Source organism: Mesorhizobium sp. M0408, from assembly GCF_040321495.1.
In the GTDB taxonomy this organism is placed as follows: domain Bacteria; phylum Pseudomonadota; class Alphaproteobacteria; order Rhizobiales; family Rhizobiaceae; genus Mesorhizobium.
The window spans coordinates 46,997-67,205 of sequence record NZ_JAMYRO010000032.1 but is presented as its reverse complement, the minus strand read 5'-3'; the positions used below and the strand labels follow the sequence as shown (position 1 = coordinate 67,205).

Below are 20,209 nucleotides of genomic sequence, written 5' to 3'. Positions count from 1 at the left end.
GGGGCCTTCATTGCCAGCGCGGCTGCAGCACTTGGCGGCAGGCAGCGCGACGACGAGGAAGCGATTTTCCTGACCAATCGTTGATCGGTGACTAAGTGAACTCGGTCCGCTTCGGGAAGATTACGCCCGAAGGGGACCTTGCTTTGAACTGCCGCCGCGGCATTGTCGTGCGCTGCTCGCCGCCTACAGCTCAGCTTCCAGTTTGCGGCCGAGATCGACCGCATCGCGCAGCACGGCAAGGTGCGAGCGCGGCTGTACGCCGGCCGGCGCGTTGACCTCGACGCCGCTCGCCGTCAGCGACCAGTAGAGCCTGTGCGTGAAGACGCGGCCGCCCGAGCCGCGCAGCTCGACCTGGATGTTTTCCACGCCGGGACCAAAATTTTCCGTCATCCGCCCTGAAATCGGGTCGCCGGTCAGCCAGCCATTGCCCCTGTCGAAAATATTGGTCCAGCGCGTCGCGGCAAACACCGCGCCATGATGCACCGCCCGCTGCGGCTTGCCGGAATGGCTGCGCCCTTCCTGGTAGAGCATGGTCCCGCCCGCCGCCCTGTCGGCGATCGGCGGGCATGCCGAAAACAGGCGCTCGGCGATGCCGCGCCTGAGTTCGGCGAGGTTGTAGGTCACTAGAAACTCGCTGTGGGTCAGCGGACTGCCGAGCGTGACGAAATCGCTGATCTTCCACGGCAGCGGATGATCGGCGTCGCCGACGCGAAGCTGCCGGTAGAGCTCCCATTGGCTGCGCCGGAATGCGGGGAGGTCATCGAGGCTGTCGGGCCAAGCGGAGGCATCGGCGGCCAGCGTCGCCTTGTCGACGGCGTGGATCGCCTTCAGCCTCGCTTTGTCGCGAATGGCTTCCAACTTTCTAGGCCTGAAATCGGCCCACAATATCTGCAACAGATCATAGGCGATGATCGACCCGAGGCTGTGCGAGACCAGCACGATGCGGTCATAGGCATCGTCCATCATGAGACGCTTCAGCAGCTTGAGGCCACGCTCGCGGACCAGCGCCCGCTTCTCGACCGTTGCCGCTTCGGCCCGCACATAGGCGGCGACGTCGCCGAAATAAGGCAAGCCAAACTGGTCCACCGACCAGATGACGAACGACGCCAGAACCGTGACAAGCACACCGGTCGTCCAGGAGATGTAGCCTTGCCAGGTCGACGTTGCGAGCGCCAGCGCCGCGCCGAGGACGACGATGGTGGCCAAAAGCGTGACGACATAGAGTTTGAGCACATCGCGCGGAATATCGGCCGGCTTGCGCCAGAGCAGGGTCGTCACCCAGGCAGCAAGGCGGCTTCGGGTCGTGCCCTGGGTGATGTCGGCCCAGTAAAGCTCATAGAAATCGGTGCGGCGGCCATCGACATCATAGGGCGTGGTGATCCGGCGGAGTTCGTGCGAATTGGTCCGGCTGTCGGGCGTGATCCAGCTCTGGTTGATCTTCGCACCCATCGGGTCGGCCGGATCGGGGACATGGGCATAGAACGGTGCACGGGCCGGATCGTGGCTCCATACGGCCTGGACAAACTCCCTCAACGTGTCCATGGGCCGCTGCTCGCCCATGCCGTGCACGACCACTACCGCCTGGCTGCGCTTGCGTGGCGCCTTCTCTGCTGCGGTCAGATCGGCAGCCGGCGATGCAGTAGAACCAGGGTCGGGCACCAGCACCTCCACGATGACGCCGTTAGCAAGACGACGGGTCGGCATCGTAGCTTCAGAACCGGTAACAGCCAAGAAAGAGCCCGGCGCGGAGCCGGGCTGTATTCGACGATCGGCAGTGAGTTGGCAGCGACGCCGTTTCAGTGATCCATCGCTTTGACGATCTCCTCGGTCATCTTCTTGGCGTCGCCGAGCAGCATCATGGTGCCGTCCTTGTAGAACAGCGTGTTGTCGATGCCGGCATAGCCGGAGCCGAGCGAGCGCTTGACGAACAGGCAGGTGCGCGCCTTGTCGACGTCGAGGATTGGCATGCCGTAGATAGGTGAGGACTTGTCGTCACGAGCCGAGGGATTGGTGACGTCATTGGCCCCGATGACATAGGCGACGTCGGCCTGCGCGAACTCAGAGTTGACGTCCTCCAGCTCGAACACTTCGTCATAAGGCACGTTGGCTTCGGCCAAGAGCACGTTCATGTGGCCGGGCATGCGGCCGGCAACCGGGTGGATGGCGTATTTGACGTCGACGCCGTTGGCCTTGAGCTTGTCGGCCATCTCGCGCAGCGCGTGCTGCGCCTGGGCGACGGCCATGCCGTAGCCCGGCACGATGATGACCTTTTGCGCATTCATCATCAGATAGGCGGCATCCTCGGCCGAGCCCTGCTTGACCGTGCGCTCGATGCCGTCGTTGGCAATGGCTGATGTCTCGCCGCCGAAGCCGCCGAGGATGACCGAGATGAAGCTCCGGTTCATGCCTTTGCACATGATGTAAGACAGGATGGCGCCCGACGAGCCGACCAGCGCGCCGGTGATGATCAGCGCCAGATTGCCGAGCGTGAAACCGAGTGCGGCGGCGGCCCAGCCGGAATAGGAATTCAGCATCGACACGACCACCGGCATATCGGCGCCACCGATCGGGATGATGAGAAGCACACCCAGCACCAGCGAGGCGGCAACGATCAGCCAGAACACCACCTTGGACTCGGCGGTGACGAGCAGCACGATCAGCACGATCAGCGCAATGCCCAGGGCCGCGTTGATGAAGTGGCGGCCACCGATCATGATCGGCTTGCCCGACATGCGGCCGTCGAGCTTCAAAAAGGCGATGACCGAGCCGGTGAAGGTGATGGCACCTATGGCAACGCCGAGGCTCATCTCGATCAGTGCCTGGGCATGAATATCGGCGACGGTGCCGATGCCGAAGCTTTCCGGTGCATAGATGGCGGCCGCCGCCACCATGATCGCGGCAAGACCGACCAGCGAGTGGAAGGCGGCGACCAGCTGCGGCATCGAGGTCATGGCAATACGCCGTGCCGTGACCGCACCGGCCGAGCCGCCTACCAGCAGCCCGAGCACTATGAGGCCGAAGCGCCCGGCCGAAGGGGTCGCCAGCGCCAGCGTCGTGGCGATGGCGATGCCCATGCCGATCATGCCGTACATGTTGCCCTGGCGGCTGGTGGTCGGATGCGACAGGCCGCGCAATGCCAGGATGAACAGGATGCCGGAGACCAGATAGAGAAAGGAGGCGAAGTTGGCGTTCATAGCGGCCTACTTTTCCTTCTTCTTGTACATGGCCAGCATGCGCTGGGTGACGAGAAAGCCGCCGAAGATGTTGACCGATACCAGCATCAGCGCAACGAAGCCGAAGCCGGTGGCAAGCCCTGAGGCCGAGATGCCGACGGCCAGCAGCGCGCCGACGACGATGACGGAGGAAATGGCGTTGGTGACCGCCATCAGCGGCGTGTGCAGTGCCGGCGTGACGGACCACACGACGTAGTAGCCGACGAAGATCGCCAGGACAAAGATGGCGAAGCGAAAGACGAACGGATCGATGGCACCGCCGGACAGCGCGTGAGCGGCGTCACCCGCCGCCTCGGTCCCGGGCGCGGCCGCCAGGTTCTGCACCGCAAGCCGCACGGCAGCTGTCGCTTGGTCGAGCTGGTCGAGGGCTTTCTGCAGAGTCTGATCCATCACGCGATCCCTCCGGTGGTCTTGGGCTTCCTCGAAGCCGCCGTTTTCTTCGCAGCCGGCTTCGCCGAAGCCTCGGCAACCATCGTCCTGGCCGGAATGGCCGGTGGTTCGACATATTGGCCCTTTGGCGGCTCCTGCTCAGCCTTTGCGAAAGCCGGATGCACGATCTTGCCAGCATCGGTCAGCATCGTCGCCTTGACCAGTTCGTCGTCGTGGTTGATGGCAAGCGTCTTCGCCGCCTTGTCGACCAGCGTCTCGAGGAAGGCATAGAGGTTCCTGGCATAGAGAAGCGAAGCGGAGGCGGCGACGCGACCGGGAACGTTGAGATGGCCGACGATCTTTACTCCGTTGGCCGTGGTCACCACCTTGCCGGCTTCGGCGCCCTCGACATTGCCGCCGCGCTCGACCGCAAGGTCGACGATCACCGAGCCCGGCTTCATCGAGGCGACCATTGCCGCCGAGACCAGCTTCGGCGCCGGACGGCCGGGGATCAGCGCCGTGGTGATGACGATGTCCTGCTTGGCGATGTGCTCGGCAGTCAGCGCCGCCTGCTTGGCCTGGTACCCCTTCGACATTTCCTTGGCGTAGCCGCCGGCCGTCTCGGCCGCCTTGAACTCCTCGTCCTCGATGGCCAGGAATTTTGCGCCGAGCGAGGCGACCTGCTCCTTGGCGGCCGGGCGCACGTCGGTGGCGGTGACCACGGCGCCGAGGCGGCGCGCGGTGGCGATGGCCTGCAGACCGGCGACCCCGACGCCCATGACGAACGCCTTCGCAGCCGGCACCGTGCCCGCCGCCGTCATCATCATCGGCAACGCCCGGTCATATTCGGCAGCCGCATCAATCACCGCCTGGTAGCCGGCGAGGTTGGCCTGGCTGGATAGAACGTCCATCGATTGCGCCCGGGTGATGCGCGGCATGAACTCCATGGAGAAGGCAGTAACACCGGCCCTGGCAAGGGCTGCGACGGCAGCGTCGTTGCCGTAGGGATCCATGATCGCAATGACAGCGGCGCCGGACTTGTAGCCCTTCAGCTCGGCGTCCGTGGGGCGGCGCACCTTCAGCACCACATCGGCCCTGGCTGCATCGCCGGCCTTGCCGATCGCGGCGCCCGCCTTGGCAAACTCCTCGTCGGGAACGCGCGACGCCGTGCCGGCGCCGGTTTCCACGATTACGTCGAAACCCAGCGCTGCCAGCCGCTTCACCGTATCGGGGGAGGCCCCGACGCGCGGCTCGTTTGCGTCGAGCTCACGAGGGATGAAAACCGTCTGTCCCACCGCATGATCCTTTCGGCCGGAACCCTGTTACCGCAAGACATCGACCGACCCCGGCGGCGCCTTCGACAAAGGTTGGAGGAGTTATCGGAGAATAAAGGCGCCGATGGCCAGGATCAGCACGAATAGGATAGTCCCCGAGAAGAAGCCGCCCACAAAGAAGCCGAACGCCATGGCAAGAAGCACGGCGGCGCAAAATAGCGACCCATATTTGGCCAGCATCACAAAGCCGGCATAGGTGCGGTCGTGCTCGGCATAGTCCATCTTCGCGCCTAGTTCGACAGGACCGGTCGGCGTGTGTTCAGCCATTGGAATACCCCTTCGAAGACATCTTTCAGGCACATAGCGAAAAGCCGCGTTAAGGGCAATGGCGCTATTGCCGCATCGCCGCAGCCAACAATCTCAAGCAAAACTTGAAATCGCTGCGCGAAGCGCGGCGATACCAATCACAATGGATGGCAGGTCCGCTATTGCCTATGTCGTTAGCCGGCGAGATGCGGGAACAGACCGAGCAGGCCGACAACGATCAGATAAAGGGCGACGATATAATTGAGCAGCCGCGGCATCACCAGGATCAGCACGCCTGCAATCAGCGAGATAAGCGGGGTAAGGGCGAGCGTGGAAATGGTCATATCGGTTCCTTTGATCGGATCGCTATCGAAGCGATGCTTGGCGGATGCCGGCCATGCCGACCTACCACCAGCACCCTTGCCCAGAACGCCGAAGCGACCGGAAGGCTCCATGGGCTCGTTCAGGCGGCTTCGCGAAAATACTTGGCGGTGGGCAGGATGGTCAGCGGGGCGAGTTCGCCGGCACCGGGCGTATCGAACAACATGCGCTGCTCCATTGGCGTCGAACGGAAGAACGGAAAGCGAGCGTAGGTTTCATTCTTGATCGCCAGGACATCGGCTTGATAAAGCAGCGCGAAACAGTTGATCACGCCGGCATAGGGCCGCGCATCGCCAATCGGTCGCGCCCGATAGATGCGCTTGTAGAAAGCCGCATGGTCCTCGCGGATCATGGATATGCAATAAGGCGCGCCGAAATGGAAGCAAGCCATGCCCGCAAGGCGCAGCGTCACATACGGGATCTGCGGGTAAAGCCGTGACCATTCGGCGTCCACGGCAAAACGGCTCGGGTCGATAAAGACTTCGCCGGCCGCCAGACGCGGCATCAACAAGTCCTTGTAGACGCTGAGCGCTGGTGATGTGGCGTTATCAGCAGACACGTTATGCAGGCGCATTGTGCTGACCAGCCGCCCCTCGATGTAGATTCCGAACGTATGGCAATTGGGCAGTTCGTCAAACTCGTCATGGACCTGACGGGACGCATTCTCGGGCACCAGATCGTTCATCCGATAGGAATTGTAGCGCAGCCTGTAAATGCTTTCGAAGTCCTCGCCGCTTTCACAGCGTCGGTACTCCGTCCGGTCAAGCAGCGCATAAACATGTTGCGCGAAGCTGGACATGGTCTCGGACGCATCTTTCCCACCAGCGCCCGCCGCATGGCCGAGCGAACTCAACTGGGCACACATGAACTCTATTCCCCGCGATTACCGCCACCAGCCGACACTACGGACGGGTCATGAGATGTAAAGATGAAAATAAGTAGGAGCTCGTTTACCGCTCGTTAAGGTTAATAATTAATAAAATTATACTAAAATACGTGGTTTTTCAGCGCGAAGTCAGCGCCGCGGCGCCTTCCTTGCCGTCTGGATGTCCTTGGCGAAGGGCCAGACGGTGCTCGACATCGTCTCGATGCCGGACGCGCTGAGTGCCGACCCGAACAGAAAGCCCTGGACCAGGTCCGGCTTGACCTGCAATGCCAGGATCTTGAGCTGTTCGAAGGTCTCGACACCTTCGACGGTAACCGAAAGTCCCAGCGGCCGTGAAAGGTTGACGATGCCCTTGAGCAATTCGAGCGACCGGCTGTTCTGAGTGACATCCATCAGGAACGAGCGGTCGATCTTGATTTTGTCGAGCGGCAGTTTGTGGAGATAGCTGAGGCTCGAATACCCGGTACCGAAATCGTCGAGCGCAATGCGCACGCCGAGCCGCTTCAACTCCTCGATATATTGGCGTGTCAGCGACTTGTCGTCGAGCAGCGCCGTCTCGGTGACTTCGATCTCCAGACGTCCGGCGGAGAGACCGGATTTAGCCAGCGCGTCGCGAACCTTCTGGATGACATCACGGTTGCGGAAATCCTTGGCCGAGAGATTGACCGACACGCTGGTCTGGGCCGGCCATTTGGCGCATTCCGTGCAGGCCGCATGCAGGACGAAGGTGCTGATGTCGGAAATAATCCCCATTTCCTCCGCCAGCGGAATAAAGATACCGGGGGAAATCGGCCCGAGATCGGGATGATCCCAGCGGCACAGCGCTTCGCAACTGGCGATACGCATCGTGCTCATCGCCACGATCGGCTGATAGACCACCCGCAATTCGTTGTTTTCCACGGCGCTGCGCAGGTCCGCCTTCATCAGCTGACGGCTGCGGAAGGCAGCATCCATGGAGGCCTCGAACAGCCGCCAACCGTTCTTGCCAAGCTCCTTGGCCTTGTAGAGTGCAAGGTCGGCTTTGACGATCATGGCGTCAACGTCGGTATCCTTGACCCGCGACAGCACCGCGCCGCCGCTGGCCTGGATGCGTAATCCGTGGCCGGCGACATCGACCTCGCCCTGTAGATTGACAAAGATCTCATCAACCTGGCCGGTCAGGTGGCTTTCATCCTCGATGCGCTCGAAGAAGATCATGAACTCGTCGCCGCCGAAGCGGCTGACGGTGATGCCTGGCCCAGCGACTGCCGCCAGCCGCTCGGCAACGGCGTAGATCAATCCGTCGCCGACCGGATGGCCGAGCGTGTCGTTGACGCTCTTGAAATCATCGAGATCGAGCACCACCAGCCCGCAGAGACGCTCGGGATCCCCTGAGGCCATGGCTTCCACCACCAACTCGTGGAAGTAGGCGCGGTTGGGCAGGCCGGTGAGACTGTCGTAGCGCGCCATGAAGCGGATCTTGTCTTCCGCCTCGACCCGGGCGGTCACATCCTCGAAAGTGACGACGCCCAGTTCCTGGCTGCCTTCGCGCGCCGAAAATTCATAGTGCTGGCCGTTAGTGAGCGAGACCAGGACCTTGCGGTCGCGGCCCTCGCGCAACGCACGCGTCAGCTGGGCTTCGATGTAACGGCAATCTTTCGGCGCCAGCATGCCGCCTGCAGCGCCGCGCATCAGCAGACCGTGGATCGAGCGGCCTAGCAGCGCATCGGCCGATTTGAGCGACATCAGGTGCGCGGCTTCGGCATTGGCCACCGCCACCCGGCCGTCGGGACCAAGCATGACAAGGCCATGCGACATGGTGTTGAGCGCGCGGTTGAAACGCTGCGCGATGCGGTTCGCCTTCTTTTCCTCCGACAGGGCGGTAAACAGGACTTCGCGGACGATGTCGGCGAACCGCTTGATCGCAAACAGAAAAGGGGCCGACATCAGACCGAGGATGATGTGGTAGATATCGCCGCGCAGGATAAAGCCAAGCGATATGGGCCATGTGGTGGTTATGATAAATATCATGACCATGCGCGGCGACCCATAATTGCGGCCGGCAATCGACGTGACCGATGCCAGAGTGACGCAGACAGAGGCTATTTCGGCATAGTTGTCGTGGCTGTCATTTGCCAGATAGATACTGACGAAACAGAACGCGCCAAGCATGAAACCATGCATCGAACCGAAAATTATGTAATCGTTTTCGCGATCATGGGCTTCTTCCCACGTCGTCGGGGAAGGAAGTCGCCCGTATTTTCGGATGTTGCGAAGGCGCAGAGTACCGACAATGATGAGCCCAGCGGCAACTAGAAGATACGCCAAGTCCATGGTCTTCCAATAGACCAGAATGACGAGGAGTGTCTGCGCAACAAGGCCGATCGACAGCGTGAACCCGTCGCGAAACAGCGTTTCCACGAACGGAATGTAAACGTCGACCGGAATCTCGTTTTTTCGTCTCAGATTCACGCCTGGATCCCAACCCTAGGGAACCCAGCAGTGTCACATTGGCCTTAAGAAAGGTTTAGAGCAGCGGTTCGGGCTCTATTGGCATTCATTGGTGACGAAGCGGAAGCAGGGAAACTACAGTTCAGGTAAACAAGGCGTATCACAGCGCTGAATTATTCGGCGGCTTGAAGTTGCGGCCGCAGTGGCGCCGTCGAGAGGCGGTCGAGCAGACGCTGGCGTTCGCCGGCGGCTTTTTCGGCACTGGCCTGCTTGACGTGGCCAAAGCCGCGGATGAGCGCCGGCACCGAGACAAGCGCGGCGGCGGCCTCGATCTTGCCCGGCGCCAGCGCGCCGGCGACAAGCTCCAGGTCGGCTTCATAGAGGGCAAGAAGCTGCCGCTCCATACGCCTCTCGGCGCTGTAGCCGAACAGGTCGAAAGCGGTACCGCGCAGCCCCTTCATCGCCGCCAGCAGGCAGAACCCGTTCATCATCCACGGGCCAAAGCTCGACTTCCTCGGCTTCCCGTCACTGCCGCGCCTGCCCATGATCGGCGGTGCGAGATGGAATTCAAGCTTGCCGTAGCTCTGGAACTGCTTTGCGAGCTCTGCGGCAAAGGAGCCGTCCGTATAAAGCCGCGCCACCTCGTATTCGTCCTTGATCGCCATCAGCTTGAACAGGTTCTTTGCGGCAGCCTCGGTCACCACGGTCGAACCGGGCACAGCATTGGTTTCGGCCTTGCGCAGCGCCGCCAGTCTGTCGGCATAGCGCTTGCCATAGGCGGCGTTCTGATAGACGGTCAGGAAGGCGACGCGGCGAGTAATTATATCGTCCAGCGTCTCGGCAATGGCGGCATGCTGCGTGGCCTTGCCCGGCTGGGCAAGAAGGCTGCGCACGAAATCCGGCTGGTGGGCGGCGCGGCGGCCCCAGCGAAATGCCGCGATATTCATCGCTATCGCCTCGCCGTTGAGCTCGATCGCCTTCTCGACCGCCTCCGCCGACAGCGGCAAGCCGCCGTGCTGGAAGGCGAAGCCGAGCATGAACATGTTGGCGCCAAGCGAGCTGCCGAACAGCGCGGTGGCGGTGCGGGTGGCGTCGAAGAAATGCGTCCTGTCGTCGCCCGCGGCCGTTCTTATCGCTTTCTTCAGCCGCTCGATGGGCAGCGAGAAATCGGCCGAACGGGCGAACTCGCCCGGCATGATCTCGGCAGTGTTGGCGAGGAAGATGGTATGGCCTTCGCGCACCGCGGCCAACACCTTCTTGGCACCCGAAACGACGAGATCGCAGCCGAGCACGAGATCGGCCTTGCCGGCCGATACCCGAATGGCGTGGATGTCATCCGGCGTGCGGGCGATGCGGACATGGGTGAACACCGAGCCGCCCTTCTGGGCGAGGCCGGCCATGTCGATCATGCCGCAGCCCTTGCCTTCCAGGTGCGCGGCCATGCCGAGCACCGCGCCTATTGTGACGACGCCGGTGCCGCCGACACCGTCGATGATCGCCGCCCAGCCTTGTTCACCGAGCGTAAATTGCGCCGGCGCCGGCACCCCCGCGAGCGGGTCGGCCGCGCCGGCTATGCCTTCGGCTTTCCTGATTTTGGCGCCGTGAACGGTGACGAAGGAGGGGCAGAAACCGTTAACGCAAGAGAAGTCCTTGTTGCAGCTCGACTGGTCGATCTTGCGCTTGCGGCCGAATTCGGTCTCGACCGGCTGGATCGAGACGCAATTCGACTGCACGCCGCAATCGCCGCAGCCTTCGCAGACCAGCTCGTTGATGAAGATACGCTTGTCGGGATCGGGGAAGGTGCCACGCTTGCGGCGGCGACGCTTCTCGGCGGCGCAGGTCTGGTCGTAGAGCAGCACCGAGACGCCTTTGACCGAACGCAACTCGCGCTGGACGAGATCGAGGTCGTCGCGGTGATGGATGGTGGCGCCGGCGGGAAATTCCACCTTGCCGGTATATTTGTCCGGCTCGTCGGTGACGATGGCGATGCGCTCCACGCCCTCGGCGCGCACCTGCCTTGCGATCATGTCCACCGTCAGGCCGCCCTCGTGCGGCTGCCCGCCGGTCATCGCGACGGCGTCATTGTAGAGGATCTTGTAGGTGATGTTGGCGTCGGTCGACAGCGCGAAGCGGATCGCCAGCACACCCGAGTGGTTGTAAGTGCCATCGCCCAGATTCTGGAAGATGTGCTCGCGCTTCGAGAACGGCGCCTGGCCGACCCACTGCGCGCCCTCGCCGCCCATGGCGGTGAAGCCGACGGTGTTACGGTCCATCCACAGCGCCATGAAATGACAGCCGATTCCGGCGGCGGCGAGCGAGCCGTCCGGCACCTTGGTCGAGGAATTGTGTGGGCAGCCGGAGCAGAAGAAGGGCGTGCGCGAGGCGATGTCTGACGTGTCGGCCAGCATCGCCTGGAACTGGCGCAACTTCGCCACCCGCGCGGCGATTTCTTCCGACGGGCCGATCGTTCGCAAAATCCTCTCGCCGAGCGCGATGGCAATATCGTTGGGGTCGAGCGCGCCCTTGGCCGGGAACAGCCAGTCGCCGCGCTCGTCCTTCTTGCCGACGATGACCGGCTGCGTCGCGGTGCCGTAAAGGTTCTCGCGCAGTTGCACCTCGATCAGCGAGCGTTTCTCCTCGACGACGACGATGGTATCGAGGCCGCGAGCAAAGTCGGCGATGTGTTGCAGGTCGAGCGGCCACGGGCAGCCGACCTTGAACAGCCTGATACCGATACGACTGGCGGCCGCTTCGTCGACGCCGATATCCTCCAGCGCCTGGCGAACATCGAGATAACTCTTGCCGATGGTGACGATGCCAAGCTTGGCGCTGGTGCCGCCCGAATAGACGATCCGATTCAGCCCATTGGCGTGGATGAACGCTGAAGCGGCGGCGCGCTTGTATTCATGCAACCGCTCCTCCTGGCCGAGCATGTCGATCTCGTTACGGATGTTGAGGCCGCCGGGCGGCATGTCGAAGTCCGGGATGACGATATCTAGCCGGTCGAGCGCGGCATCGACCGAGGCTGTCGATTCGATGTTGTCCTTGACGCATTTGATCGCCGCCCAGGTGCCGGCAAAACGCGACATGGCAAAGCCGTAGAGGCCGTAGTCGATGATCTCCTGGACGCCGGCCGGATTAAGGATCGGCACCATGGTGTCGACGAACAGGAACTCGGTGGCATGCGCGTTGGTCGAGGATTCGGCCATGTGGTCGTCACCCATCAGAGCCAGCACGCCGCCATGTTTCGACGACCCGGCGAGATTGGCGTGGCGGAACACGTCGCCGGAGCGGTCGACGCCCGGACCCTTGCCGTACCAGACCGAAAAAACGCCGTCATGGGTACCCTCGCCCAGCAATTCGGCCTGCTGCGAGCCCCAGCAGGCGGTGGCGGCGAGCTCCTCGTTGAGACCGGGCTGGAAGACGATGTCCGACTGCGCGAGCTGGTTCCTGGCCTTCCACAGCTGCATGTCGAGGCCGCCGAGCGGCGAGCCGCGATAGCCGGAGACGAAACCGGCGGTGTTCAGGCCAGCCCGGCGGTCGCGCTCGCGCTGCATCAGAAGCATGCGGATGACTGCCTGGGCACCCGACAGGAAGATGCGCTCCTTTGCCAGGTCGAACTTGTCGTCGAGCGCGACATTGTGCAGCGTCATCAGGCATTTCCTGTGCGGAGGCCGCGCCTGGAGGTGCGCGGCCAACGTCGGAGTCGAGTGCCCACAGTCTTTCTTCCCTTGCCGGGGAGGTCAAACAAAATCGAAGGTGCCAGGCGGTCCGCAACAAACGATCCGTGCGCGGCCGTGTGGCGCCACGAAACGCCTGTCGGGGAGGATGGCCGAGCATGAAAAATTCCGGCGGCGATCGGTGCCGCTGGTGATGCATCATGCAGCCTTTGGGCAACTGGGCTTCGGTTCACCGGGCAGCTTGCCGTCGACATGGCCGGCCAAGTCCTTGTTGAGCTCGTAGACTGGCCCGACCACCAGAGGCCGGTCGGGCAGGACCGACTGGTCGAGCGAGGACGTCAGAGTGGTCGCGAAACTCTGCAGCAACTTGCCGCTGGAATCCTCGATGCGGATCGACACCGCATAGGGCTTGTTCTTGACAACGCAGGTAAGCGGCGGGCTGGTGAGCGTCACATGCGGCAGCTTCGGCCATATTTTCTGGGTGACGATGATCGGATCACCACCGGCCGGGTTCTGGAAGGAGACCACAGCGACCTGCCCCTCACCCACCGGCCGCAGCGGATTGAGGGTGATGACATAGGTGGCGATACCCAGCCGGTAGTTGAACTCGAACAGCTTCCCGGAAATGGCGAACAGCTGGTCCTTGCCGGAATCACGGCAGGCGCCGAGCGCGGCCGCCGCGAACAACGCCGCGACGACAATCATCGCGCGTGAGAATCTTCTAGACATTGGTGACCTCCCTGGCCGCGGTCCGGCGGCGATAGTGTCGGTTTGCCTTCTGGCGGTTGCCGCACACCGCCATGTCGCACCAGAGGCGGCTGGAATTGCGGCTTTTGTCGACAAACAGCCAGCTGCAGTTCGGACATATCCGCAGCCTGGCGATGGTGTCGCTACGCAGCAGCGACAGCGCCGAGACCGCGAGCGCCGCCTCGAAGGCGATCGGCGTTGCCGGATCACCGAACGGTTTTCCAGGCGTGCCGATTTCGGTGTGGCCATGGGCGAGGCCATCGGCGCAGGCTTCCAGGAATTCAGGCATATCGGCGGTGTCGATCGCACCTTTCGATACCGCGCCGCGAAACAGCCGATCGGTCGTCTCGCGAATCGACAGCACCACCGGTGCGATCTTTTCAGGCGCCGGCGCTACGAGCCGCCTGCCGCCGCGCTCGGCGGCGCGAAAGGCACTCGCCGCTTCGGCAAAGCGGGCGATCTCGGCCGGATCGTCGAAACGGTCGAAAGTTTTCTCCGGATCGTTCCGCAAAACGACGGTGTTCGCCGTATCGAGCGCCAGCATGCCACCGGTAAAGCGGTGCGGAGTCCAGGATACTGTCATATGGCGAATCTAACTGATAACTCGCGTTTGACAAGTTAGATTCCGGGTGCAACGCTCGTCACTGAGGCGATCGCCGTACTGAGAATATCGTTCGTCCCAAACCTCTGCCCCGATTGCGGGGCATGCATAGAGGGTCTTGCATGCTCTATTTCTTCCAGCAGGTTCTGAACGGGCTGCATTCGGGCGCGCTCTACGCATTGCTTGCCTTCGGCTACGTGCTGACCAACGGCATCCTGCACCGTACCAATCTTGCCTATGGCGCGCTGTTCGCCTTTTGCGGGCATACGATGATCCTCACCGCGGCGTTCGGCTATCAGGCGCTGTGGCTGACGCTGTTTGCATCGGTCGCGCTCGGCGTAGCTGCGGCATTCCTTTATGCGGCGCTGCTCAGCCATGTCCTGTCGCGAAGTATCTTCGAACCGCTGGCCGACCGCTCGCCCAACGCCATCGTGGTGACGACGCTCGGCATATTGCTGGTCTTGTCGGAAGCCAGCCGCATCGCCGCCGATACCCATGACCTATGGTTGCCGCCAATGCTGGCCCAGACCATCGTCTTCGCGCAGAATGCCAGCTTCAAGGCGACGTTGACGCTGATCCAATTGCTCGATTGCGCCGCCGTACTGGCGGCCATAGCGCTGGCTGCTTGGGGCTTCGCATATTCGAGCTTCGGCCGGAGCTGGCGCGCCGTATCCGACGATCCCAAGGCGGCTGCGATGTGCGGCGTCGATGTCCGTGCGGTGTTTCGGCGTGCGGTGCTTTTCGGCGGCCTTTGCGCGGCACTGGCTGGCGTGCTCGCCGCCTTCTACTACGGCAACATCAGCTTCGGCACAGGGTTGGTCTACGGGTTGAAAATCCTGTTCGTGACCGCAGTGGGCGGCTATCTTTCGCCTTTGCGGGCGGCACTGGGCGCCGCCGCTTTCGGCATGGCCGAATCGCTATGGGCCGGCTATTTTCCGCTCGAATGGCGGGACGGCTGGATGTACCTGTTCCTCGTCGCCATGCTTGTGCTGATCGGCGCCGGCCGCGACCAACAGAAGATCGCCTGAGCCGCACCCGACTTTGCTTGGGTGAAAGCGCCGCATGTCCTTGGACATGCAAAGGATGCGGCAGCATTTTGCCGCCCGTCATCTCACAACTGTGTTTATGCGGGCTGTCCCGTGTTGACCCGCCGGACCACGCACTGCATACCGTTGGTCCACAGCGACGCGACGGACAGGGAACCGCCGCGCTCTGACACAAGGGAGGAATGCATGGCAGGGCTTCTCGCTCTTTCCAGAACCATTGACCGTTTGAACGAATTCATCGGCAAATGGGTTTCGTGGCTGATCCTGCTGGCGATCCTGGTAAGCGCCGCCAACGCCGTCATCCGCAAGGTGTTCGACATGTCCTCGAACGCCTGGCTGGAATTGCAATGGTATCTGTTCGGCGCCGCCTTCATGCTGGCCGCCGCCTACACGCTGAAGCAGAACGACCATATCCGCATCGATATCGTCTACGGCATGTTCTCGCGCCGCGTGCAGCACTGGATCGACCTTTTCGGTCACGTCTTCTTCCTGATGCCGTTCGTGACGTTGATGGTGGTCTATTTCGTTCCCTATGTGTCGCTGTCGTATCGCAGCGGGGAGATGTCGAACAATTCCGGCGGGCTGATCATCTGGCCGGCGAAGGCGATCCTGCTGGTCGGCTTTTTTCTGCTCGCGCTGCAGGGCATTTCCGAAATCATCAAGAAAATCGCCATCATGCGCGGTCAGATGGACGATCCCACTCCGTTCATATCGGTGCATGAGCAGGCCGAACTCGAAGCCAAGGCGCTCGTCGAAGAGGTGCGCTCGTGATCGAGTTCATCGCCCAGAACATGGCGCCGATCATGTTCGCCTCGCTGGTCGTCTTCCTGCTGATCGGCTACCCCGTCGCCTTCTCGCTCGCCGCCAACGGCCTGATGTTCTTCTTCATCGGCGTGCTTCTGTCGCCCTATTCGGGCGGCTCGATCAATCTCGCCTGGCCGTTGCTGCACGCGTTGCCGGATAATTTCTATGGCAGCCGGGTGATGTCGAACGATACGCTGCTGGCGATCCCGTTCTTCACCTTCATGGGCATCGTGCTCGAACGATCCGGCATGGCCGAAGACCTGCTCGACACGATCGGCCAGTTGTTCGGACCTGTCCGTGGTGGCCTCGCCTATGCCGTGATTTTCGTCGGCGCGCTGCTCGCCGCGACGACCGGCGTGGTGGCGGCCTCCGTCATTGCCATGGGTCTGATTTCGCTGCCGATCATGCTGCGCTACGGCTACGACCGGCGGCTGGCATCCGGCGTCATTGCCGCGTCCGGGACGCTCGCCCAGATCATCCCGCCGTCACTGGTGCTGATCGTCCTGGCCGACCAGCTCGGCCGCTCGGTCGGCGATATGTATAAGGGAGCGCTGATCCCCGGGCTCATTTTGACCGGCATCTACATGCTCTACATCCTGCTCATGTCGATCTTCCGGCCGAAGTCGATGCCGGCCCTGCCGCTGGAGGCCCGCACGCTCGGCCACGGCGCGCTGTCGCTGCTGGCGGCGCTGCTGGCGGCGGTGGTGGTTTCCTATGCGGCGTATCGCTACCTTGCGCCGAACCATGGCGGCAACGCCGATATCCTCGGCGCCACCATCGGCGTCATCTTCATCTATGTCGTCGCGATCGTCGACCAGGGCCTGAAGATCAACCTGATGTCCAGACTGGCACAGCAGGTGATCATCGTGCTGATCCCGCCGCTGGCGCTGATCTTCCTGGTGCTGGGCACGATCTTCCTTGGCATCGCCACGCCGACGGAAGGCGGCGCCATGGGCGCCGTCGGCGCGCTGGCAATGGCGGCGATGAAGGGGCGGCTGTCGCTCGACGTGGTCAAGCAGGCGCTGGCGTCGACGACCAGGCTGTCGTCCTTCGTTCTGTTCATCCTGATCGGCGCGCGGGTGTTCTCGCTGACCTTCTACGGCGTCAATGGCCACATCTGGGTCGAGCACCTGTTGACGTCGCTGCCGGGCGGTGAAGTCGGTTTCCTGATTGGCGTCAACATCCTCGTCTTCGTGCTCGCCTTCTTCCTCGACTTTTTCGAGCTTGCCTTCATCATCGTGCCGCTTTTGGCGCCAGCGGCTGACAAACTCGGCATCGACCTGATCTGGTTTGGCGTGCTTTTGGGCGTCAACATGCAGACCTCCTTCATGCATCCGCCCTTCGGCTTCGCGCTGTTTTATCTGCGCTCGGTCGCCGCGCGCGTGCCCTATCTCGACCGACTCACCGGCAAGCAGATCGCGCCGGTCACCACAGGGCAGATCTATTGGGGCGCAGTGCCCTTCGTCTGCATCCAGGTGATCATGATCGGCCTGACCATCGCCTTCCCGCAGATGGTGATGCACTACAAAGGCACTGTCGTCGATCCTGGCACCATCAACTACCAGGTGCCGGAAACGCCTGGCATCGGCTTGTCGCCGCTTGGCACGCCGCCAGCCAACGGCGGCACTGCCCCGGCCTCACCTTCCACACCGGATTTGTCGCAGCCGCCGAGCTTCGACGAAAAGCCGCCCGCGAAACCGGCGGCGCCGGCAATTGATCTGTCGCAACCACCGAGTTTCAACTGAGGAAGGCCCGGCAGCCATGAAGGCGGTTCGGTTGGAGCGAATGGGCAGCCTCGCCGTGTGCGAGGTCGAGAAACCGACCGCCGGGCCGAACGATCTGCTGGTGCGCATCGAGGCGTGCGGCGTCTGCGGCACCGACAGGCATCTTTTCCATGGTGAATTCCCGTGCACGCCGCCGGTGACGCTCGGGCATGAATTCTCCGGCATCGTCGAGGCGGTCGGACCTGCCGTATCCGGCTTTTCGGTCGGCGACCGCGTCACCGGCGATCCCAACATTGCCTGTGGCCGATGCGAGCATTGTCAGGCCGGCCGGGTCAATCTCTGCGGCAATCTACGCGCCATCGGCATCCATCGCGATGGCGGCTTTGCCGAATATCTTGTCCTGCCGCAGAAACAGGCCTTCGTCTTGCCAGGCGATCTGAAGCCTACGCATGGTGCTTTCTGCGAGCCGCTCGGCTGCTGCCTGCATGGCGTGGACCTTGCCGCGATCAAACCAGGCTCGTCGGTCGCGGTGCTCGGCGGCGGCGTGATCGGCCTGCTCACCGTTCAGCTGGCAAAGCTCGCCGGTGCGACGACCATTATCTTGTCGACCCGTCAGGCCTCGCGGCGGGCTCTTGCCGAGCAATTTGGCGCAACGGCGACGCTCGATCCCAGCGCCTTCGATGTCACCGATGCGATCGTCGGCCGGTCGGGTTTGATGCCGGGCGGCGTCGACGTGGTGTTCGAATGCGCCGGCGTGAAAGACACTGTTGAGCAGGCGATGCGGCTGGCCAAAGCGGGCGGCACCGTCGTCGTCGTCGGCGTGATGCCGCAAGGCATGAAAGTGGCGTTCGAACCGTTCGATCTGCTGTTCCGTGAGTTGAAGGTCCTGGGTTCCTTCCTCAACCCCTTTACCCATCGCCGGGCCGCCGATCTTATCGCCTCGGGGGCGATCGAAGTAGATCGGCTGATATCACGACAAGTCAGCCTCGACGAGGCGGTGGCGATCATTGCCAACCCGCCGGCGCCAGGTGAGGTCAAAGTCCTGGCAGTGCCTCAGAGCTGATCCATCGGGCCAGTTGCCACCGGCAGGCTTCGCGGTTCTGCGTCGCATCGATGGCTTCATCCTCAATCTGATAAAGCCGGGCTGATGAAGCCGGGGAAAGGCGACCCCGCCACCTATGCCGACGCCGGCTTACAACCGGGTGAGGTCCAGCAACTGATGCGTGGCCGCATCAAGTCGACAGTGTTCTATTGCCATGCTCCGGGCGGGAATACCGGTGGAAGTCAGTGCGTCCGAGGCTGACAGGAAGGAACACGGGGCGTGCTCAGGGTCCTTTGACAAGAACCACGTCTTCCTGGAGCGGAATGCATTCAAATAAAACCGGGCATCCGCTTTGTTTTAGCCCATTTCTGCGACGCCGAGTGGAGCCACTCGGCGTCGCAGAATGTTCTAGAGCTTGGCATTGCGCTGCTGGACCATCATGAAGGTGTCATAGTTGTACTCGGCCACCTGCGCCCAGAGATAATGCTCCTTGCGGAACGCCTTGATCGAATCCCAGATCTTCTTGAACGGCGCGTTCGAGGCTTCCATCTCGGCATAGACTTCGTTGGCCTTTTCGAAACAGGCGGCCATGATCTCCTGGCTGAACGGGCTCAACTTGGCACCGCCGGCAACCAGCCGCTTAACCGCCGCCGGATTGAGATAGTCGTATTTCTGCAGCATGTTGGCGTCGGCCGCTTGAGCGGCAGTATGCACCAGCGACTTGTAAGCCGGCGAAAGTTCGTCGTACTTCGCCTTGTTGAACATCAGATGGACAGTCGGTCCACCTTCCCACCAGCCGGGATAGTAGTAATAGGGCGCAACCTTGTAGAAGCCGAGCTTCTCGTCGTCATAGGGGCCGACCCATTCGGCGGCATCGATCGTGCCTTTTTCCAGCGCCGGATAAATGTCGCCACCGGCGATCTGCTGAGGAACCACGCCGAGCCTTTGCACCACTTTGCCGGCAAAACCACCGATACGCATCTTGAGGCCGGAAAGGTCGGCGACCGTTTTGATCTCCTTGCGGAACCAGCCGCCCATCTGCACGCCGGTATTGCCGCCCGGCAGCCCAAACAGACCCTGCGTCGCCAGGAACTCGTTGAACAGATCGATGCCGCCGCCATGATAGTGCCAGGCGTTTATGCCGCGCGCGTTGAGCGAAAACGGAACCGCCGCTCCCAGCGCCCAGGTCGGGTCCTTGCCCCAGTAATAGTATGCCACGGTGTGGCAGGCCTCGACGGTGCCGGCAGTGGTGGCATCGGCGGCCTGCAGGCCGGGAACGAGTTCGCCGGCGGCGAAGACCTGGACCTGGAAGTTGCCGTCGGTCGCCTCCGACAGCATCTTGGAAAACACTTCGGCGCCGCCATAGATCGTATCGAGCGACTTCGGGAAGGACGACGCCAGCCGCCAGGTCACTTTCGGATTGGACTGGGCGATGGCCGGCGCGGCAAGTGTCGCGGCAGCGGCCGCGGCGCCAACGCCGGCGGTGCCGGCCTTGCGGATGAACGAACGACGATCCATGAAGTTCCTCCCTTTTGGATCCACTGACCGACATTCGGGACACTTCGGCGCCCGGATCGGCTTCGAGCCGACAATACACAGGCAAGGAGTCGAGTCCAGCACGGCAGCCCGGTTTGAGCGGCGCATTTCGGGGAAATTCACGGCGTTGGGGCAGATCTTGCAACTATA

16 protein-coding genes are annotated in these 20,209 nt (G+C 62.4%); 4 read left to right on the top strand and 12 right to left on the bottom strand.

Annotation, left to right across the window (positions count from 1 at the left end):
- Positions 1-183: 183 nt before the first annotated feature.
- The 11 genes from NKI67_RS28075 to NKI67_RS28025 all read right to left on the bottom strand — a co-directional run bounded on the left by NKI67_RS28075 (position 184) and on the right by NKI67_RS28025 (position 13,889).
- Positions 184-1,704, bottom strand: coding sequence for a hypothetical protein (locus NKI67_RS28075; RefSeq protein ID WP_023676263.1), 1,521 nt, complete (start codon positions 1,702-1,704; stop codon positions 184-186).
- A 92-nt stretch (positions 1,705-1,796) separates the two neighbouring features.
- Positions 1,797-3,194 (bottom strand): NAD(P)(+) transhydrogenase (Re/Si-specific) subunit beta, encoded by a 1,398-nt coding sequence (locus NKI67_RS28070; RefSeq protein ID WP_023676262.1) that lies wholly within the window; start codon positions 3,192-3,194, stop codon positions 1,797-1,799.
- Between the two features lie 6 nt (positions 3,195-3,200).
- A complete protein-coding gene (locus NKI67_RS28065) occupies positions 3,201-3,623 on the bottom strand; it encodes an NAD(P) transhydrogenase subunit alpha part 2 (RefSeq protein ID WP_036238371.1) in 423 nt (140 codons plus the stop codon).
- Positions 3,623-4,897 carry a Re/Si-specific NAD(P)(+) transhydrogenase subunit alpha gene (locus NKI67_RS28060; protein ID WP_352647954.1) on the bottom strand — a complete coding sequence of 425 codons (1,275 nt, stop codon included), beginning with the start codon at positions 4,895-4,897 and terminating at the stop codon, positions 3,623-3,625. The genes NKI67_RS28065 and NKI67_RS28060 overlap by 1 nt, the downstream gene beginning before the upstream one ends.
- A gap of 81 nt (positions 4,898-4,978) precedes the next feature.
- The gene (locus NKI67_RS28055; protein WP_023676259.1) at positions 4,979-5,203 is read right to left on the bottom strand and encodes an aa3-type cytochrome c oxidase subunit IV; all 225 of its coding nucleotides are present in this window, start codon (positions 5,201-5,203) and stop codon (positions 4,979-4,981) included.
- A 173-nt stretch (positions 5,204-5,376) separates the two neighbouring features.
- A complete protein-coding gene (locus NKI67_RS28050; RefSeq protein WP_013528205.1) occupies positions 5,377-5,526 on the bottom strand; it encodes a DUF3096 domain-containing protein in 150 nt (49 codons plus the stop codon).
- A 119-nt stretch (positions 5,527-5,645) separates the two neighbouring features.
- Entirely contained in the window at positions 5,646-6,428 is a 783-nt protein-coding gene (locus NKI67_RS28045) for an N-acyl amino acid synthase FeeM domain-containing protein (protein ID WP_023676258.1), read from the bottom strand.
- 150 nt (positions 6,429-6,578) lie between these two features.
- Complete coding sequence (locus tag NKI67_RS28040) at positions 6,579-8,900, bottom strand: putative bifunctional diguanylate cyclase/phosphodiesterase (protein ID WP_023676257.1); 2,322 nt, start codon at positions 8,898-8,900, stop codon at positions 6,579-6,581.
- A 152-nt stretch (positions 8,901-9,052) separates the two neighbouring features.
- Positions 9,053-12,532 carry an indolepyruvate ferredoxin oxidoreductase family protein gene (locus NKI67_RS28035; protein WP_023676256.1) on the bottom strand — a complete coding sequence of 1,160 codons (3,480 nt, stop codon included), beginning with the start codon at positions 12,530-12,532 and terminating at the stop codon, positions 9,053-9,055.
- Positions 12,533-12,757: 225 nt separating this feature from the next.
- Positions 12,758-13,288: a hypothetical protein gene (locus tag NKI67_RS28030; protein WP_023676255.1), complete on the bottom strand. Its 531-nt coding sequence runs from the start codon at positions 13,286-13,288 to the stop codon at positions 12,758-12,760.
- The gene (locus NKI67_RS28025) at positions 13,281-13,889 is read right to left on the bottom strand and encodes a CGNR zinc finger domain-containing protein (protein ID WP_352647952.1); all 609 of its coding nucleotides are present in this window, start codon (positions 13,887-13,889) and stop codon (positions 13,281-13,283) included. Before NKI67_RS28025 ends, NKI67_RS28030 begins: the two co-directional genes overlap by 8 nt.
- A gap of 140 nt (positions 13,890-14,029) precedes the next feature.
- Between NKI67_RS28025 and NKI67_RS28020 the strand changes: the two genes are divergently transcribed.
- From NKI67_RS28020 to NKI67_RS28005, 4 genes are all read left to right on the top strand, one after another.
- A complete protein-coding gene (locus NKI67_RS28020) occupies positions 14,030-14,935 on the top strand; it encodes a branched-chain amino acid ABC transporter permease (RefSeq protein ID WP_023676253.1) in 906 nt (301 codons plus the stop codon).
- Positions 14,936-15,139: 204 nt separating this feature from the next.
- Positions 15,140-15,724, top strand: a complete 585-nt coding sequence (locus NKI67_RS28015; RefSeq protein WP_023676252.1) for a TRAP transporter small permease subunit — start codon at positions 15,140-15,142, stop codon at positions 15,722-15,724.
- Entirely contained in the window at positions 15,724-17,502 is a 1,779-nt protein-coding gene (locus NKI67_RS28010) for a TRAP transporter large permease (protein ID WP_031211665.1), read from the top strand. The genes NKI67_RS28015 and NKI67_RS28010 overlap by 1 nt, the downstream gene beginning before the upstream one ends.
- Positions 17,503-17,518: 16 nt before the next feature.
- Positions 17,519-18,544, top strand: coding sequence for a zinc-dependent alcohol dehydrogenase family protein (locus NKI67_RS28005; protein ID WP_023676250.1), 1,026 nt, complete (start codon positions 17,519-17,521; stop codon positions 18,542-18,544).
- Positions 18,545-18,931: 387 nt separating this feature from the next.
- Here NKI67_RS28005 and NKI67_RS28000 read toward each other — a convergent pair whose 3' ends face one another.
- Positions 18,932-20,041 (bottom strand): TRAP transporter substrate-binding protein, encoded by a 1,110-nt coding sequence (locus tag NKI67_RS28000; RefSeq protein WP_023676249.1) that lies wholly within the window; start codon positions 20,039-20,041, stop codon positions 18,932-18,934.
- Positions 20,042-20,209: the final 168 nt, after the last annotated feature.

Excerpts from the sequence above, each read along its gene's own strand:
- NKI67_RS28075 (WP_023676263.1), bottom strand. The coding sequence starts at position 1,704 with ATGCCGACCCGTCGTCTTGCTAACGGCGTCATCGTGGAGGTGCTGGTG.
- NKI67_RS28070 (WP_023676262.1), bottom strand. The coding sequence starts at position 3,194 with ATGAACGCCAACTTCGCCTCCTTTCTCTATCTGGTCTCCGGCATCCTG.
- NKI67_RS28065 (WP_036238371.1), bottom strand. The coding sequence starts at position 3,623 with ATGGATCAGACTCTGCAGAAAGCCCTCGACCAGCTCGACCAAGCGACA.
- NKI67_RS28055 (WP_023676259.1), bottom strand. The coding sequence starts at position 5,203 with ATGGCTGAACACACGCCGACCGGTCCTGTCGAACTAGGCGCGAAGATG.
- NKI67_RS28050 (WP_013528205.1), bottom strand. The coding sequence starts at position 5,526 with ATGACCATTTCCACGCTCGCCCTTACCCCGCTTATCTCGCTGATTGCA.
- NKI67_RS28045 (WP_023676258.1), bottom strand. The coding sequence starts at position 6,428 with ATGTGTGCCCAGTTGAGTTCGCTCGGCCATGCGGCGGGCGCTGGTGGG.
- NKI67_RS28035 (WP_023676256.1), bottom strand. The coding sequence starts at position 12,532 with ATGACGCTGCACAATGTCGCGCTCGACGACAAGTTCGACCTGGCAAAG.
- NKI67_RS28030 (WP_023676255.1), bottom strand. The coding sequence starts at position 13,288 with ATGTCTAGAAGATTCTCACGCGCGATGATTGTCGTCGCGGCGTTGTTC.
- NKI67_RS28025 (WP_352647952.1), bottom strand. The coding sequence starts at position 13,889 with ATGACAGTATCCTGGACTCCGCACCGCTTTACCGGTGGCATGCTGGCG.
- NKI67_RS28020 (WP_023676253.1), top strand. The coding sequence starts at position 14,030 with ATGCTCTATTTCTTCCAGCAGGTTCTGAACGGGCTGCATTCGGGCGCG.
- NKI67_RS28015 (WP_023676252.1), top strand. The coding sequence starts at position 15,140 with ATGGCAGGGCTTCTCGCTCTTTCCAGAACCATTGACCGTTTGAACGAA.
- NKI67_RS28005 (WP_023676250.1), top strand. The coding sequence starts at position 17,519 with ATGAAGGCGGTTCGGTTGGAGCGAATGGGCAGCCTCGCCGTGTGCGAG.
- NKI67_RS28000 (WP_023676249.1), bottom strand. The coding sequence starts at position 20,041 with ATGGATCGTCGTTCGTTCATCCGCAAGGCCGGCACCGCCGGCGTTGGC.